Origin of the sequence: Alteromonas sp. OM2203 (genome assembly GCF_048517045.1) — a bacterium.
Taxonomy (GTDB): Bacteria; Pseudomonadota; Gammaproteobacteria; order Enterobacterales; family Alteromonadaceae; genus Alteromonas; species Alteromonas gracilis.
Genome location: NZ_CP183209.1, coordinates 991,003 through 1,007,211, shown reverse-complemented (window position 1 = coordinate 1,007,211; position 16,209 = coordinate 991,003). Strand labels below are relative to the sequence as shown.

Genomic DNA, 16,209 nt, shown 5'->3' with positions numbered 1-16,209 from the left:
GAAACAACAGCAAATGCGTACTCGTTTCATTCTTCTATCTCTACTCCTTATGGCAGCCAGACTGCACGGGTAGATTGCGACCAGCGATTTAAATTTACAAAGACCCGTGCAAAGCACGGGTTTTTTTTTAACTATTCAACTGAGAGAGCGTCATGACAAATCAAGTGAAAATCTTTGATACCACATTGCGAGACGGTGAGCAGGCCTTACCTGCAAGCCTAAGTGCCAAAGAGAAATTACAGATTGCGCTGGCGCTCGAGCGTTTAGGTGTAGATATCATAGAAGCAGGTTTTCCTGTTTCGTCACCGGGCGATTTTCGTTCGGTACAAATGATTGCCAAAGAAGTTAAAAACTCTATCGTTTGCGGCTTATCTCGTGCGTTACCGGGTGATATTGATGCCTGTGGCCAGGCGTTAAGTGTGGCAGAGCAATTCCGAATTCACACCTTTATCGCCACCTCAGAAATTCACGTTGGTGCCAAGCTCAGAAAGTCCCAAGACGAAATCGTAGAGATGGCGGTAAAAGCGGTAAAGCACGCCAGACAATATACTGACGATGTGGAGTTTTCCTGTGAAGATGCCGGTCGTACTCATATCGATTACTTATGCCGTATGGTTGAAGCCGCAATTAATGCAGGCGCTACAACCGTCAACATTCCAGATACCGTTGGTTACACTACACCAACTGAGTTCGGCGGTATTATCCAACAGCTGTTCAATCGCGTTCCGAACATCGACAAAGCAACAATTTCTGTACACTGCCACAACGACTTAGGCTTAGCTGTTGCGAACTCATTAGCAGCCGTCGAGCAAGGTGCCAGACAAGTTGAGTGCACTATTAACGGTATTGGTGAGCGCGCGGGTAACGCATCACTTGAAGAGATAGCCATGATCTTACAAACCCGTAAGAACATGTTGGGCTTCGACACTAATATCAACTCTACCGAAATCTCACGTACCTCAAAGTTAGTGAGCCAGCTTTGTAATATGCCGGTTCAGGCCAACAAAGCCATTGTGGGCGCAAACGCGTTTAGCCACTCATCAGGTATTCACCAAGACGGTGTCTTAAAAGCGCAAAATACCTATGAAATCATGACACCAGAAAGTGTGGGCATTAATAAGAACAATCTTAACCTAACGTCACGTTCTGGACGCCATGTTATCAAACACCGATTAACAGAGCTTGGCTACAAAGCAGAAGACTATGATTTAGAGGCGGTATACAACGCATTTTTGAAGTTAGCAGATAAAAAAGGCCAAGTGTACGACTACGACCTTGAAGCCTTGTTGTTCTTCGATAAACAGAAACACGATCAAGCATATTTCCAGCTGCTTTATCTTCAAGCTAACTCTGGCCGTGAAATCATTCCAAGCGCCACTGTTAAAATGAAAGTGGGCAGTGAAGAAATTACTCAATCAAGCATTGGTAATGGCCCTGTAGATGCTGCGTATAAAGCCATAATGTCTATACTGGGTCACGAAGATTTAGAAGTGGTGGACTTCAAATTAGATTCAAAAGGTGAAGGTGCCGACGCCCTAGCGCAGGTGAGCGTAATCGCTACCTATAAAGGCCGCCGTTTCCACGGAATAGGTCTTGCTACAGATATTGTAGAGGCTGGCGTGAAAGCCCTTATCTTCGTATTAAACAACACTTATTTAGCCGATCAAATTGATCAGCAAAAAAATCAACAAGAACGCGTTGCAGGAGTATAAATGAGCCAGTATTCAATTGCCGTATTAGCCGGAGACGGTATCGGCCCAGAAGTTATGCAGGAAGCCAATAAGGTTTTAGATGCTGTTGAAAAGAAATTTAACGTAACCCTAAACCGCACTGCATATCCTGTGGGTGGCTACGCCATTGATACTGAAGGTGAAGCCCTGCCCTCAAAAACGCTGTTGGGTTGTGAGCAAGCCGATGCGATTTTGTTTGGCAGTATCGGCGGCCCTAAGTGGGACACTCTGCCACTAGAACAACGTCCAGAACGCGCGGCATTACTAACCCTACGCAGCCATTTCGACTTGTTCAGTAACTTACGACCTGCGCGTATTTATCCTGGCCTTGAGAATTTGTCTCCCCTTCGCGAAGATATCGCAAAATCAGGCGTAGACGTTTTAGTTGTGCGCGAACTAACCAGCGGCATCTACTTTGGTCAACCAAAGGGCCGTGAAGGTGAAGGCGAAGAAGAGTTCGCGTATGACACCATGCGCTATAGCAAACGTGAAATTCGCCGTATTGCTATTGCTGCGTTTGAAGCAGCACAAAAACGTCGCGGCAAAGTGACGTCAGTAGACAAAGCCAATGTACTGGTAACCAGCCGTTTATGGCGTGAAATTGCAGAAGAAGTGTCAAAAGACTATCCAGATGTAGAGCTGGACCATATATACATCGACAACGCCACCATGCAAATCATGAAGAATCCAGCACAGTTCGATGTAATGCTATGTTCAAACTTATTCGGAGATATCGTTTCTGATGAATGCGCCATGATGACAGGCTCTATGGGCTTGTTGCCATCTGCAAGCATGAACGAAGAAGGCTTTGGCCTTTATGAGCCAGCAGGCGGTTCGGCCCCTGACATTGCTGGTCAGGGCATTGCTAACCCTATCGCACAAATTTTATCAGCCGCCATGATGCTGCGTTTTAGCATGAACTTAGGTGATGCCGCAGACGCCATCGAAAAAGCGGTCGTAGCAACACTAGAAGAAGGTGTACTTACAGGCGAGTTACTTCCTTCTGACAAACGCAGCCAAGCGGCAAGCACGTCGCAAGTCGGCGATGAAATCGTTAAACAATTAATGGCGCAGGAGTAAAAACACCTCATGGCCAAGACCTTATATGACAAAGTGTGGCAAGCCCACATTATCGACCAAATTGGTGAAGACAGCTTAATTTATATCGATCGCCATTTAATTCATGAGGTAACGTCACCTCAGGCATTTGCTGGCCTTAATGAAAAAGGCCGTAAAGTACGTCGCCCAGATCGCACTGTTGGTACAATGGATCACAGCATATCAACCCGCTCACTGGCAATCGACGCGTGTGGACCAGCTAACGCGCTTCAACTACAAACCTTAGCGACCAACTGTGAAGAACACGGTATTCAGCTATTTCCAGTGGGTCACCAGAAGCAAGGTATCGTGCACGTAATGGGCCCTGAACTGGGCTTGATTCAGCCGGGTATGACGGTGGTATGTGGTGATTCTCACACAGCTACTCACGGTGCATTTGGAGCGCTAGCCTTTGGTATAGGTACCTCACAGGTAGAGCACGTACTGGCGACACAAACGTTGAAACAAAGCCGCGCGAAAAGCATGCTTATCAACGTAAATGGCAAGCTTCCTGTCGGTATTACCGCAAAAGACATTATTCTTGCCATTATCGGCAAAATTGGCCACGCTGGCGCTACTGGCCATGTTATCGAATACGCAGGTGAAGCTATCCGCGGTTTGAGCATGGAAGAGCGCATGACGGTGTGTAACATGAGTATTGAAGCTGGCGCGAAAGCAGGCCTTGTTGCACCAGACGAGAAAACCTTTGCTTACCTTGAAGGCCGTGAATACGCACCGAAAGGCCAAGACTGGGAAGACGCCGTCGCTTACTGGAAAACCCTTTACACCGAAGAAGGCGCAACCTTTGACACTGTGGTCGAGCTTGAAGCGGCAGATATTGCTCCTCAGGTTACGTGGGGCACAAACCCTGGTCAGGTTATTGGCGTAAACACACCGGTACCTGCACCTGAAGACTTCAGCGACCCGATTGAAAAAGAAAGCGCAGTAAAAGCGCTTGAGTATATGGGTTTAAAACCCGGTGAAAAGCTAGCCGACGTTGCAGTAAACCACGTATTTATCGGCTCATGTACCAACGGACGAATTGAAGATATGCGCGCAGCGGCACAAATCGCCAAGCGAGGTAAAGTAGCCGACTCAGTGACTGCCATTGTGGTGCCAGGCTCAGGTAATGTTAAACGCCAGGCTGAAGCAGAAGGCTTAGATAAAATCTTTACTGATGCTGGCTTTGAGTGGCGCTTGCCGGGCTGCTCAATGTGCCTTGGTATGAATGACGATAAGCTAGTAGCAGGCGATAGATGTGCCTCTACCAGTAACCGTAACTTTGAAGGTCGTCAAGGCCGCGGTGCACGCACTCACTTAGTAAGCCCTGCAATGGCTGCCGCTGCTGCAATTACCGGTCGCTTTGCTGACGTTAGAGATTATCAGGAGTAAGTTATGTCTGAACAAGGTTTTACACAACACACAGGCATTGCTGCGCCACTTGATCAGGCCAATGTCGATACCGACCAAATCATTCCAAAGCAGTTTCTAACTGGCGTAACTCGTGCTGGCTACGGCAAACATTTGTTTCACGACTGGCGCTATTTGGATTTAGAAGAGAAAGAGCCAAACCCAGCGTTCGCGCTGAATAAGCCAGAACACAAAGGCGCCAGTATTTTGCTAGCTCGCGAGAACTTCGGCTGTGGCTCAAGCCGAGAACACGCCCCGTGGGCACTTGCCGACTTTGGTTTCAAAACAGTTATTGCCACCAGCTTCGCTGATATATTCTACGGTAACTGCATTAATAATCAGCTAGTGCCAGTTGCGCTATCCAGCGAGCAAATGGACGCATTGTTTGCTGCACTAAAAGCTAATCCAGCGGTTGAAATAACCGTGGACTTACCTTCACAAACCGTAAGCTTTGATGAAACTAGCTTTAGTTTTGATATAGCGGAACATCATAAAAACAACCTAATTAAAGGGTTGGACGCTATTGGGCAAACACTCGAACTAACCGAAGCAATTGAAGCTTTTGAAGATAAGCAACCAGCGTGGTTGTAAAACAGAGCTTAAACGTTTTTTAAGACGCAACGTCTAAAAAGAGCGCTATAAATGCGCTCTTTTTATATCTGCCGAACTTGCACTAGCAAGTGCTTAATGTCTTTTTTCAAAAATTACCCGTCTATTCAGCATTGAACTTACACTTACATTCATTATTATTTATGCGAAAGATGTGTAAACACCTCACTTTTTCTATTGGAATATCGTACTATTCGTTTCTATTGTAGTTGATGGTTTTGGCAGTAACATGCCCCACAGGAGAGATAATGCTAGAGCAAGTGCCTATTGATGAATTGCAGCCGGGAATGTACGTCAATCAAGTACTTGAACAGACGGGCTCACTTAAAATGCGTTCTAAAGGTATTGTTAAAACTCAAGCCATTATAGATAACCTTAAATTAAAAGGTATATTAAGCGTTGAAGTAGATTTTACGAAATCAAAGCTTCCTAAAACGCAAAAGGCGCCAGAGCCAGCAGAAGAAACACAACCAGAGGTGACGAAGCCCTCGGTTAAGCCAGTCGGTCGCGATTCAATTAGTGAAGCTAGCGACCTTTACGATAGCGCACTCTCTATACAAAGCAGTTTTTTGAAGTCGCTCAAAAATGGGGCGGTAAAAGACTTATCTCCCATGGAGTCGCTTTCTCATAGTCTAATCGAAAGTGTTTTTGACAATAAAGATGCGCTTAGCTGTCTTACCATGATCAAAGACACAGACCAATATCTTCTTGAACACAGCATCAACTGTAGCGTGCTAAGCGGTATATTTTGCGAATTTCTTGGTTACGACAGAGATATTATCGAACAAGTAAGCTTAGGTACTTTACTGATGGACATCGGTATGTCATCGCTACCAGATGAAATCCGTAACAGTAAAGGCGCGTTCTCACAAGGCGACTGGGAAGTGATGAAAACTCACGTTCAAATTGGCGTTGAGCTAGTTGAACAATGTGGAGAAATATCAGACCTATCGCTACGGATTATCGAAGAACATCACGAACGCATAGATGGCAGTGGCTACCCCAAGGGCTTAGTTGGCGACGAAATTTCTGAGTATGCGCGTATTGCCGCGATTGTTGATGCCTATGATGCTATGACGTCTAACCGCTCACATAAAGAAAGTATTACTCCAACTCAAGCCCTTAAGCGCCTGACAGCAACAGAGAATTTAGATCAAGACTTGGTCAAGCAATTCATTCAATGTATTGGTGTTCATCCCGTTGGTTCACTGGTTAGACTTAAAAGCGGCAAGCTTGGCATCGTGAGTAAGATAAACCCTAAAGATCCGGTAAGCCCCCACGTGATGACGTTTTACAGCGTTACCTCTCAACACTTCAATGAAGTTAAGCGCATTGATTTAAGCTTGTATGAGGATGAGATCGTTTCAGGTGTGCGCCCAGAAGAGTTTAGCTTGAATTTGCCTAAGTTTTTCAGAGATGTTTTCGTAAACCAAATACCGATATAAAATATCAGTATAAGGCCTAATTCAAAGCCCTGATAACGTCTCTCCTTGAGCCTAAATTCATTATTGAGCGACGAAAAAAAGCCTGATTTGAAAACTACGTCGAATCAGGCCTTATACCAATCCGCATAGATAAGTGCCCACTCAGAAGGCGCTGGCAAGTTTCCTAGCGAAGCGTGGGAATGCAGTAATGGCTGCTCCCTTTCAAATTCCCAGAATGAAGCTAGGAAGCTTGCCAGACCTTCCCGAAGGGAGAGTTTAAAATGTCCGTACTCTTTGTTGTGTCACCTTGATGTAGAACCACTATACCTGCGGTAACACGCCGCGATTACGAACATTTTAACTCTCGCTGAGTGGGTAATTATCTATGCGGATTGGTATTACGTATCTTTTAGCATTGCGCATTGAAAACCGGCTTTCGTTTTCTATCAGATGGAAACCGTTACCAATCTGTCAACGCTGCCATGGTGAAGAGTTCATCTTCAAACGAAAGTACCACACGCTGGGCTTCAATATTTACTATTTGCACCCTATCAGCAATCCAATCCCCCTCGCCGACCTGACGTCCGTTGACTCTCACCCATCTATCAGCGGGACGAGACGCATACATGTGCGCACTGAAATTCATCGATGGAAGTCTTGTTAGTAAACGAACGGGTAGCTGATCGACACGAGGAATATCGTCTCTTACGGTTACTTTACTTTCTTTTGGCTGCTCGTTATCTTGCGCTTTGGTATCAAGCGCTTCAACAGCCGCGTTGAAGCGGGCCATCAGCTCTGGAGACACAGATACATCAGACTGCGAGGTACTTTCGTTAAGCACCTTTCCTTCATAGTTCTGTGAATTGACCCCTTGTGGCTCACCGTCTTGCGGAGTTTGTTCGTAGCCCCTGTTTACGGCTGGTGCTGTGGTCTGTGCTGTGCTATTTAGATTACTTACAGCATTCTCACTGCCACGCTGGTTGTTACCTGCAAGAAAATCCTCTCTCGCTGTGTCTCGCTGATTATATGCGGTACCGTTAGCCGAATTGTTGTTTTGCCCTGGCTGGGTTTGTGCACTTGCTACATCATTAGCGTTGTTTCTCTGCCCTATATTCTGGCCGGTTGATTGCTCTTCTACCCCGGTGCTCCCCCCATCAACCGACTCGACGCTTCTATTACTACCCTGTTGCGACACAACCTGTTGAGGGGTAGCTAAAGCCGTATTGTTTTCATCCTTACTATCGCTCTTAGCATCCACACTACTAATGGATTGCGATACTAACGCCGGCCACCAGCGCTCAGTCGTCGCGGCTGAAAATCCAATACACAAACCGCCAAGAATAACGACAGCAAAAAGCCCAAATTGCTTGGTATACAGCTTCCATGCCGATGGTAAGCCTTCCACCGTTGGCAAAAACAAACTGCGATTAAACTGCTCGTTAAGCGATTTATCAAACTTAGCGGTAGTATCGTGTTCACCACGGAGCAGCGCTTGAGTTTGGGTTCTATGGTGCGTTGCAGCAGGTGCAATTTCAACGGTTTGTTCAGGGTCTATTTCAACTTCCTGTACTCCCATTTCAGATAAGCCCTGTACCATGGCATCACTGGTCACCAAGCCCGACTTTCTTATTTTTACTGGCCCGTTCTGTTGAGTAATTTGAACAATTACCATTCCAGGCTTTAAATTTTCAATGGCAACGATATTAGACATACAAACTCCCTAGCCCGTAGCCACAACACACCGCCAATACAAACGTTGCCATCAAATACCACTTGCGCTGACTCTGTACTCGCTGACTTACTACATCTTCACCTAAGATTTGCTCTGCCGCGGCCAAGAAGATTGGCTTTTGCACAACCGCATGCTGCTTGGTAAAAGACAAGGTTAACGCACGGTCGCAAAGCAAATTAATAACCCTTGGAATTCCACCTGTAATTTGATGTACCGCGCGAAGGGTAGATTTACTAAATATACTAATATCACCTTCGGCTACACTTAGGCGGTGAGCAATATAGGCGCTCACTTCTGGCGCTGTTAAAGGAAGTAAGTGATAACGAGCGGTTATGCGCTGTGCAAGCTGGCGCAATTCATTGCGTTTTAACAACTGCTGCAGTTCAGGCTGACCGATTAGCACTACCTTCAACAATTTTTCCCGATTTGTTTCTAAATTAGTTAATAAACGGAGCTGTTCAAGTACTTCTGGCATCAAATGCTGTGCTTCGTCGACCATCAAAACCGTATTAATGCCAGATTGATGATTCTCTGCCAGTTTAGACAAAATAAGATCGGTAAAATATTTTAGGCTCGCTCTTTCAGGGGTGTACGGTAATCCTAATTCATCACAAACCGTTGCCAATAACTCAAGGGCTGACAGCGTCGGATTTAGGATCATGGCTACCTGCGTATTATCTGGTAGCTGCTGTAATAACTTTCGTGAAACCGTTGTTTTTCCTGTGCCCACCTCGCCTGTGAGCATCACAAAACCGCCACTTTCCCTAAGGCCGAAGGTCAAATGAGCTAATGCTTCTTTGTGCCTTGGGCTCATATACAAATAATCGGGGTTTGGCGCAATCGAAAAAGGATTGTCATTTAACCCGAAATAGTTCAAATACATGGTTGCTGAAGCGCCTATCTGTTTTTATTTTGACAGCGATTAAACTACCAGAGGCAACCATGAAGTGAAAGCGCATAACGATGAGGCTACGAATTTTATTTGTAACATTGCTATACTGCGCCACTATAAGCTTGGTTGAATTGATTTTTGTAACACGCCAAAAATCGTTACTCTCCAAATTAAAAAGCATTACTGACTAACAAATCATTGGAATAGCATGCAGGTATATCTCGTGGGTGGCGCAGTGCGTGACGCACTATTAAACAGAAAAGTTGTTGAACGCGACTATGTAGTGGTAGGCGCTACCCCTGAAGAAATGATTAGCCAAGGTTTTACCCAAGTGGGTAAAGACTTTCCTGTATTTTTACATCCTAAAACTCAGGAAGAATATGCGCTTGCACGAACAGAGCGTAAGTCAGGAAAAGGCTATACTGGTTTTGTTTGCGATGCATCAAGTTCGGTAACATTGGAAGAAGATTTATTACGAAGAGACTTGACGGTTAACGCCATAGCGCAAGACAACTTAGGAAAACTTATCGACCCTTACGGCGGCCAAAAAGATTTAGAGAACCGCCTACTTCGCCACGTTTCTGAAGCTTTCAATGAAGATCCTTTACGCGTATTTCGTGTGGCTCGATTTGCCACCCGCTATGCCTATTTGGGCTTTACTATCGCCAATGAAACCATGGCACTTATGCAGGCCATGGCGCAAAGCGGCGAACTAAGCACGCTAAGCGCGGAGCGCGTATGGCAAGAAACAAAGCGTAGTCTTTTAGAGAAAACACCGCATGTTTTTTTCAGCGTATTAAACGAGGCCCATGGGCTAAGTGATTGGTTTGCTGAGCTTGAATGTAGTGTAGATACTGCTTTGGCAACGTTAAAAACCGCGGTAGCGCTAGAGAAGGCTGTAAACGAAAGCTCTTTTAATAAAGGTGACTCTGGAACCCAAACATCTGAAAGCAGCGCTCTAGAAATCACTCGGCTAATAACAAGATTTACAGCTCTGCTCACTCATCTTAATGAAGAGGAAGCGAAGCGTCTTTGCAGCCGACTAAAAGTGCAAAACCAAGTCAGTGAAATTGCCATTCTAAGCAGCAAATTTAAAGACGCTCTTTTAGACATACAGAATTCGCCTGCCGACTTACTCGCCTTATTCAATGGCTGTGATGCATGGCGTAGAGAGGAACGTTTCACATTATTACTCAGCGCTTTTGCGCCTTATGCACATAACAAAGGTGTAGATTGGCAACACCAACAAAAACGCATTGAAAATGCGTTGGCAGCCGCCAACCAAGTGAACGTGCAAGATATCATTGCCACGGGCGTTAAAGGCCCTGAAATAAAAGACGCGCTTAACCAAGCCAAGCTAAACGCTATTGCATCAATCACTAACTAATATTAACTGAGCGATTCATTTGCTGTAAATTTCACTTATGTAGTTTCCCTAAGTGGTTTATACGGCTTCCCTTTCAAAAAGAAAATCAATATTTAGTTTAAGCTTTGAACCTTGATACTAATTTCTTATTTTCTTCAGCAATAATAGAAAGGTCCTGCGCTGAGCGAGTGGCTACGGCCACTCCCCGCGACAATTCTTCTGACTGAACAGCTATGCTATTTACGCTCTCGCTTACACTTTCAGAGGTTACATTTTGCTCTTCTGTTGCAGCAGCGACACTGTCAGCCATCGCTTTCACTTTTGAAATTATCTGTGACAGCTCATCCATAGCAGTGGTAACAAGATCAACTAAATGAATGCCTCCATCTGCAGCGGTTGTAGCCTTATCCATTTCCTTGACAGATAAACTTGAAGCGTTATTCATTCTGTCTACAATCTGTGATATTTCAACAGTACTACTCTGTGAACGATTCGCCAAAGCTCTTACCTCATCAGCAACAACAGAAAAACCTCGCCCTGCTTCACCGGCTCTAGCAGCTTCTATTGCAGCATTAAGCGCTAAAAGATTCGTTTGATCGGCAATAGACGTAATATCGCTAAGTAAACTATTTATGTGTGAAACTTCTCTTTGCAAAGAAGAAATCACCTCTTTTGAGTCACCTAGAAGCTTTACTAATAGCTTTATGTTGTCAGCCGCTAAGTCGGCTCGTTGCATATTCTCTTTTAAGCTTAGGTTTGCGTTATCAGTAGCGTCTTTTGTATCAACAGTATTTCTGGCAACATCAGTAATTGACATCGACAGCTCTTCCACCGAGGTCGCAACCATTTGCGTCTCTTGCAGTTGTTGATTAACACTGTTGTTACTTTGTTCCATAGTAGCGCTAAGCTCTTGCGCTGATGAAAATACGCTTTCACTGTTCTCTTTTATTTTGAGGACAATATTTTGTATCTGCTCAATAAAACTGTTGAACGGAAGGATGATATTGTTTATTTCAGAAATAGAAGAGGGTTCTAATCTTATCGTGAGATCGCCATCTCCATTTGAAAGTTCTTTACAGGCTTGCCCTACTTGCAAAAGTGGCTGAACTAAAATTTTCGCTAACCATAGAGCAATTATAATCGCGACACCCAAAATGATAATCGCTTCAATTACTGTTGAAATTGTTAAATTGGAGCGTAACTCATAAGCGGGCGACAGGGCCTCTTCCACATCTATTTCAGCTAAAAGCCCGTAATTATACTCACCAATTTTTAAGGGCACATAAGAGGAGAAAACATCTACGCCACGGTAATCTTTTATTTTAAGAAAGCCCTCTTCTGCCATTAACGCCTTTCTAACAGATTCGGTATTAACCGGCTGAATACCGACAGATGTATCCGCATCTCTTGCCTGAGCAGCTATCTTTGGAAAATTCTTTTCAATGGCTTTTAAATAAGCTTGTTTATCTTCTAAAAAGAATCGGCTTTCAGTGACTAGTAACTTGTCAGGTGAGACAAGGTAAGTTTCTCCAGATTCTCCAAACCCGTTCTGCTTCCATTTAGATTGATGAGTTAGAACAGAACTAATTTTGTCTATCGGAATTTGAAATATCAGAATGCCAACCGTTAACCCATCGGCATCTGTTATTGGTTTCGACAGGAAACCCGCTAAGGCGTCATAGGAAGGTAGATATTTTTCAAGTTTACTAACCGATACACTGTCTTTATTAGAAACTTGTTTTGCTAAGGAAAAGGCTTCCCCTATCCCTGTGTTTGCGTAGGGACCGTTTATCAAACTTGTTGCGTAATCGAGCTCTTTATAAACGCTATAAATAACGTTTCCTGTAGTGGGGTCAGCGATAAAAATATCGTAGTAACCAAACTCATTTAGAAACCGTCTTATTTCCGTATGATAACGAGCGTGTACTCCTGAGTATGTTGTTGAATTGGACAAATCAGTGAGACCGTCCTTCTGCCCTATGGGTAACGTAGAATTTGCAATGAAGTCATATTGCAACGTTTTGGCAACCAGAGGCAATGGGTCAATGAGAGAATCTGCTTGCTGAAGCTTTTGAGCATTTCGCTCTTCATAACGTACTGCAAATTCTTGCAAGTAATAACCAGACAGAACATCGTTTTGAGAGTCAGTCAAAGCAGAGCGCTCTTTTATATAGCTTTTGTAAGCTGGCACGAACGCCTTGGTGGCCTCTAGTATTAGAGAAGATTCAGAAAAGTTGCGTATCTGCTTCTCATTAAAAGCCATGTAATCTTGAATAGCAGATTTAGTTTGAATTGCTTGCTGACGTAACTTGTCTTTTGCTGACGCTTGGAGTGCACTTTCAGCACTTGTCACTGATACGTATAGTGATAGACCGGACAATAGCAAGACTGCCATCGTTACCAAAGATACAATAGCAATAATTAAACGCTTTTTTAAAGTCACTAAATTTCCCTATACGCACAAGTAAAAACGGAAGATAAGACATAGCTGTCGCGAATATTGATGGTTATAGTTATAGTTTAAAAACATAACAAAACCATTTTTTTATTGAGATCTCTCCTAAAGTATTATGAGAGCAACAAATCAACTTCTTAGAAAAGAATAACTTGTTGAAGTCGGTTGAGATTTACTGCTTAAAATGGTGTATCAATGGTACAATACGCCCCATTCATTTAGAGCGTTTTTTATACTATGACTTTCGAAGAACTCGAATTAGACGAAGCACTGTGTCACGCAGTTGCCGATATGGGGTTTGAAACTCCAACTAGCATTCAAGAACTGGTGATCCCTCATGCGTTAGACGGGCGAGATATCTTGGCGTCTGCACCAACGGGAACGGGAAAAACTGCGGCATTTTTATTGTCTGCCTGTCAGTTCTTACTTGATTACCCGCGTAAACAGCCTGGGGCCACACGCATTCTAATTCTAACGCCCACCCGTGAACTAGCATTACAGGTTCACGAGCAAGCCGTTGCCATTACTAAGCACACCCAAATTGTGTGCGGCGTTATCACAGGTGGTATTAACTATGGCACCGACAAAGAAACCTTGAGCAAAAATCTCGATATTCTTGTGGCCACGCCAGGTCGTTTGCTTGAGCATATCGAAAAAGAAGCTGCAGATTGCCGTGATATCGAGTGTTTAATTCTTGATGAAGCTGACCGCATGTTGGATATGGGTTTCTCAACGGTAGTTAACCAAATTGCTGCGGAAGCGCGCTGGCGCAAGCAAAACCTATTGTTCTCTGCCACGCTGGAAGGTAAAGGTGTTAAAACCTTTGCGCACGACATTCTCAATAATCCAGAAGTGGTTGAAGCGAACCCGTCGCGTAAAGAGAAAAACAAAATTCACCAATGGTATCACCTTGCTGACGATATGAATCACAAGCAAGCTTTGCTGGTTAATATTTTAAAGCAAGAAACGACGACGTCTGCGGTTGTTTTTGTGAAAACACGCGACCGTCTTCAAATGCTAAAAGACTTTTTAGCCTCGAAGGACATCCCGGTTTGCTGGCTACAGGGCGAAATGCCACAAGATAAACGCAATGCTGCTGTGGCTCGCTTTAAAAGCGGTGAGGTGCCAATTTTATTAGCTACCGATGTCGCTGCGAGAGGTATTGATGTACCAAATGTAAGTCACGTCATTAACTTCGATATGCCTCGCAAGGCCGATGTTTACGTTCACCGTATAGGCAGAACAGGTCGTGCCGGCGCAAAAGGTACGGCTATATCTTTGGTTGAAGCTCACGACTTTGAAATGGTAACAAAAGCATCCCGTTACATGGGCGAACCGCTTAAAGCTCGCGTCATCGACGAGCTACGCCCTAAAAATAAAACGCCTAAAATTGGCCCAAAAAAGAAAAAAGTGAAGGCCAAAGACAAAGCCAAGGCAAAAGCTAAGCCTAAGAAGAAAAAGTAAAGCGTGCGAAAATAGTCAATAAGTAGCATTCAGGTGAGTTAATGCGGTGGCCAGGATGTGGGTGGAACATTGCCGACACAAACCCTCTACTGCAGGGATGCGGCAGCGGAGCGCACATGGATGTGTTTACCGCGTGTTTGTGGAGGCAATGTTTCGCCCGCAGCCGCTGCCTACCGCCTTAACTCACCGTCAGTTCAAAAGAGTACACAATGAAATTCCCAGAAAAGATTGTTTTAGCCACAGGTAACCAAGGCAAGGTGCGTGAGTTCGCCGCCTTATTTGCAGATTACGGCGTAGACGTTGTGGCCCAAAAAGAATTAGGTGTATCTGATGTACCTGAAACAGGCACAACATTCGTTGAAAATGCCATTATTAAAGCGCGCCATGCCGCAAAAGTAACAGGCCTTCCTGCTATTGCTGACGACTCAGGCTTAGTGGTTGACGCCCTTGGCGGTGCGCCCGGTATTTATTCAGCCCGCTATGCTGGCGCTGATGCAACTGATGATACCAATATCGACAAGCTATTAGCTGCCCTTGATGGCGAAACTCAGCGTAAAGCGCATTTCTTTTGTACCTTGGTGTTTATGCGTCATGCCGACGATCCGGTACCACTGGTTAGTCAAGGTAAGTGGCAAGGTGAAATTTTAACCGCTCGTTCTGGTAACGACGGTTTTGGCTACGACCCCGTATTTCACGTGCCAACTCATGGCTGTACTGCAGCAGAATTGGAGAAAGCCGAAAAGAACCGCATTAGCCATCGCGGCAACGCCCTAGCGATTTTGCTTGATAATATGAGAGCGACTTTTGCGTAATCCACCGCTTAGCCTTTATATCCACATTCCTTGGTGTGTTCAGAAGTGTCCGTACTGTGATTTTAACTCTCACGGGCTTAAATCTGATTTACCCGAGAAAGAATATGTGGCGCACCTGCTGGACGATTTAGCAATTGATGCCAAACGCATTGGAGACCGCCCTGTTGAGACAATCTTTATTGGCGGTGGCACGCCCAGTTTGTTTTCAAGCGAGGCCATGGCTGACATTTTAAACGGCGTTAAACAACGGGTTAACTTGAGCGACACTGCTGAAATCACCATGGAGGCCAACCCAGGTACCGTTGAGGCAGGTAAGTTTGCAGGCTTTTATCAGGCGGGCGTAAACCGAATTTCGGTGGGCATTCAGAGCTTTCAACCTAAGCATTTAAAGGTGCTAGGTCGCATTCATAACGAAAGCCAAGCCGAAAACGCGGTAAAACAAGCGCACAGCGCGGGGCTACCTACGTTTAACTTGGATCTCATGCACGGTCTACCTGAACAAAGCGTAGAGAATGCCATGACAGATCTGAAGCAAGGTATAGAGTTAAACCCCTATCACCTCTCGTGGTATCAGCTGACTATCGAGCCAAACACGCCTTTTTATTCCAAACCACCAGAACTACCTGACGACGATATCCTCTGGGAAATACAGGAAAAGGGACACCGTTTATTAGAGGCTGCTGGCTACCAACAGTATGAAATTTCTGGTTATGCAAAAACAGGACATCAATGCCGTCATAACCTCAATTACTGGCGCTTTGGCGATTACTTAGGTATTGGCTGTGGTGCTCACGGTAAAATTACCGACGGTTCAAATGGCACAATCCATCGCACGGTGAAGGTAAAACACCCCAGAGGCTACATGGAAATGAGCCGACCGTATTTAGATACGCAAACACTGGTTAGTGCAGACGACCTGCCGTTTGAGTTTTTTATGAATAGGTTTCGTTTAGTTGAGCCTTGCCCGATACGTGACTTCAGCGACTTTACGGGTATTGAAGTAGCTGACGATGTTAAGCGTGCGCTTTCTGATGCTCATCACCAAGGGTTACTTTCTATTTCAGATAGTCACTGGCAGGTAACTGCTAAAGGACGTAGATATCTCAACTCGTTACTGTCGTGTTTCGTTTAAACCTACTTATCCTAAGTTGAAAGCTTTTCTAAGCTTTCAACTTTACTTAAGCCTCACAAAGAACTTGGAACGAAAAAGCCTGCTC

General features: G+C 44.8%; 12 protein-coding genes. 9 read left to right on the top strand and 3 right to left on the bottom strand.

Translation table 11 applies throughout. The annotated features are described in order from the left end of the window. The first annotated feature begins 152 nt into the window (after window positions 1–152). From leuA to ACM0P2_RS04520, 5 genes are all read left to right on the top strand, one after another. Window positions 153–1,712, top strand: a complete 1,560-nt coding sequence (leuA, locus tag ACM0P2_RS04540; RefSeq protein WP_159118515.1) for a 2-isopropylmalate synthase — start codon at window positions 153–155, stop codon at window positions 1,710–1,712. Then, entirely contained in the window at window positions 1,713–2,810 is a 1,098-nt protein-coding gene (gene leuB, locus ACM0P2_RS04535) for a 3-isopropylmalate dehydrogenase (RefSeq protein ID WP_159118514.1), read from the top strand. It begins immediately after the preceding gene. 9 nt (window positions 2,811–2,819) lie between these two features. Next, a complete protein-coding gene (gene leuC / locus ACM0P2_RS04530) occupies window positions 2,820–4,220 on the top strand; it encodes a 3-isopropylmalate dehydratase large subunit (protein WP_159118513.1) in 1,401 nt (466 codons plus the stop codon). Between the two features lie 3 nt (window positions 4,221–4,223). After that, window positions 4,224–4,829 carry a 3-isopropylmalate dehydratase small subunit gene (leuD, locus tag ACM0P2_RS04525; RefSeq protein WP_159118512.1) on the top strand — a complete coding sequence of 202 codons (606 nt, stop codon included), beginning with the start codon at window positions 4,224–4,226 and terminating at the stop codon, window positions 4,827–4,829. A 266-nt stretch (window positions 4,830–5,095) separates the two neighbouring features. Continuing rightward, window positions 5,096–6,292, top strand: a complete 1,197-nt coding sequence (locus tag ACM0P2_RS04520; protein ID WP_419227373.1) for an HD-GYP domain-containing protein — start codon at window positions 5,096–5,098, stop codon at window positions 6,290–6,292. Between the two features lie 439 nt (window positions 6,293–6,731). Here ACM0P2_RS04520 and ACM0P2_RS04515 read toward each other — a convergent pair whose 3' ends face one another. Both ACM0P2_RS04515 and ACM0P2_RS04510 read right to left on the bottom strand, forming a co-directional pair. Beyond that, window positions 6,732–7,982 carry a general secretion pathway protein GspB gene (locus ACM0P2_RS04515; protein WP_159118510.1) on the bottom strand — a complete coding sequence of 417 codons (1,251 nt, stop codon included), beginning with the start codon at window positions 7,980–7,982 and terminating at the stop codon, window positions 6,732–6,734. Then, complete coding sequence (locus ACM0P2_RS04510) at window positions 7,975–8,886, bottom strand: ExeA family protein (protein ID WP_159118509.1); 912 nt, start codon at window positions 8,884–8,886, stop codon at window positions 7,975–7,977. Before ACM0P2_RS04510 ends, ACM0P2_RS04515 begins: the two co-directional genes overlap by 8 nt. A gap of 217 nt (window positions 8,887–9,103) precedes the next feature. Here ACM0P2_RS04510 and ACM0P2_RS04505 point away from each other — a divergent pair, with 217 nt between their 5' ends. Then, window positions 9,104–10,282, top strand: coding sequence for a CCA tRNA nucleotidyltransferase (locus tag ACM0P2_RS04505; protein WP_159118508.1), 1,179 nt, complete (start codon window positions 9,104–9,106; stop codon window positions 10,280–10,282). A 97-nt stretch (window positions 10,283–10,379) separates the two neighbouring features. Here the strand turns inward: ACM0P2_RS04505 and ACM0P2_RS04500 are convergent, their stop codons facing one another. Further along, window positions 10,380–12,704, bottom strand: a complete 2,325-nt coding sequence (locus ACM0P2_RS04500; protein ID WP_159118507.1) for a methyl-accepting chemotaxis protein — start codon at window positions 12,702–12,704, stop codon at window positions 10,380–10,382. A gap of 249 nt (window positions 12,705–12,953) precedes the next feature. Between ACM0P2_RS04500 and srmB the strand changes: the two genes are divergently transcribed. The 3 genes from srmB to hemW all read left to right on the top strand — a co-directional run bounded on the left by srmB (window position 12,954) and on the right by hemW (window position 16,124). Beyond that, entirely contained in the window at window positions 12,954–14,180 is a 1,227-nt protein-coding gene (gene srmB, locus ACM0P2_RS04495; RefSeq protein WP_105932336.1) for an ATP-dependent RNA helicase SrmB, read from the top strand. 209 nt (window positions 14,181–14,389) lie between these two features. Then, the gene (locus ACM0P2_RS04490; protein WP_159118506.1) at window positions 14,390–14,992 is read left to right on the top strand and encodes an XTP/dITP diphosphatase; all 603 of its coding nucleotides are present in this window, start codon (window positions 14,390–14,392) and stop codon (window positions 14,990–14,992) included. Then, window positions 14,985–16,124 carry a radical SAM family heme chaperone HemW gene (gene hemW, locus ACM0P2_RS04485; RefSeq protein ID WP_159118505.1) on the top strand — a complete coding sequence of 380 codons (1,140 nt, stop codon included), beginning with the start codon at window positions 14,985–14,987 and terminating at the stop codon, window positions 16,122–16,124. Before ACM0P2_RS04490 ends, hemW begins: the two co-directional genes overlap by 8 nt. The last annotated feature ends 85 nt before the right edge of the window (window positions 16,125–16,209 follow it).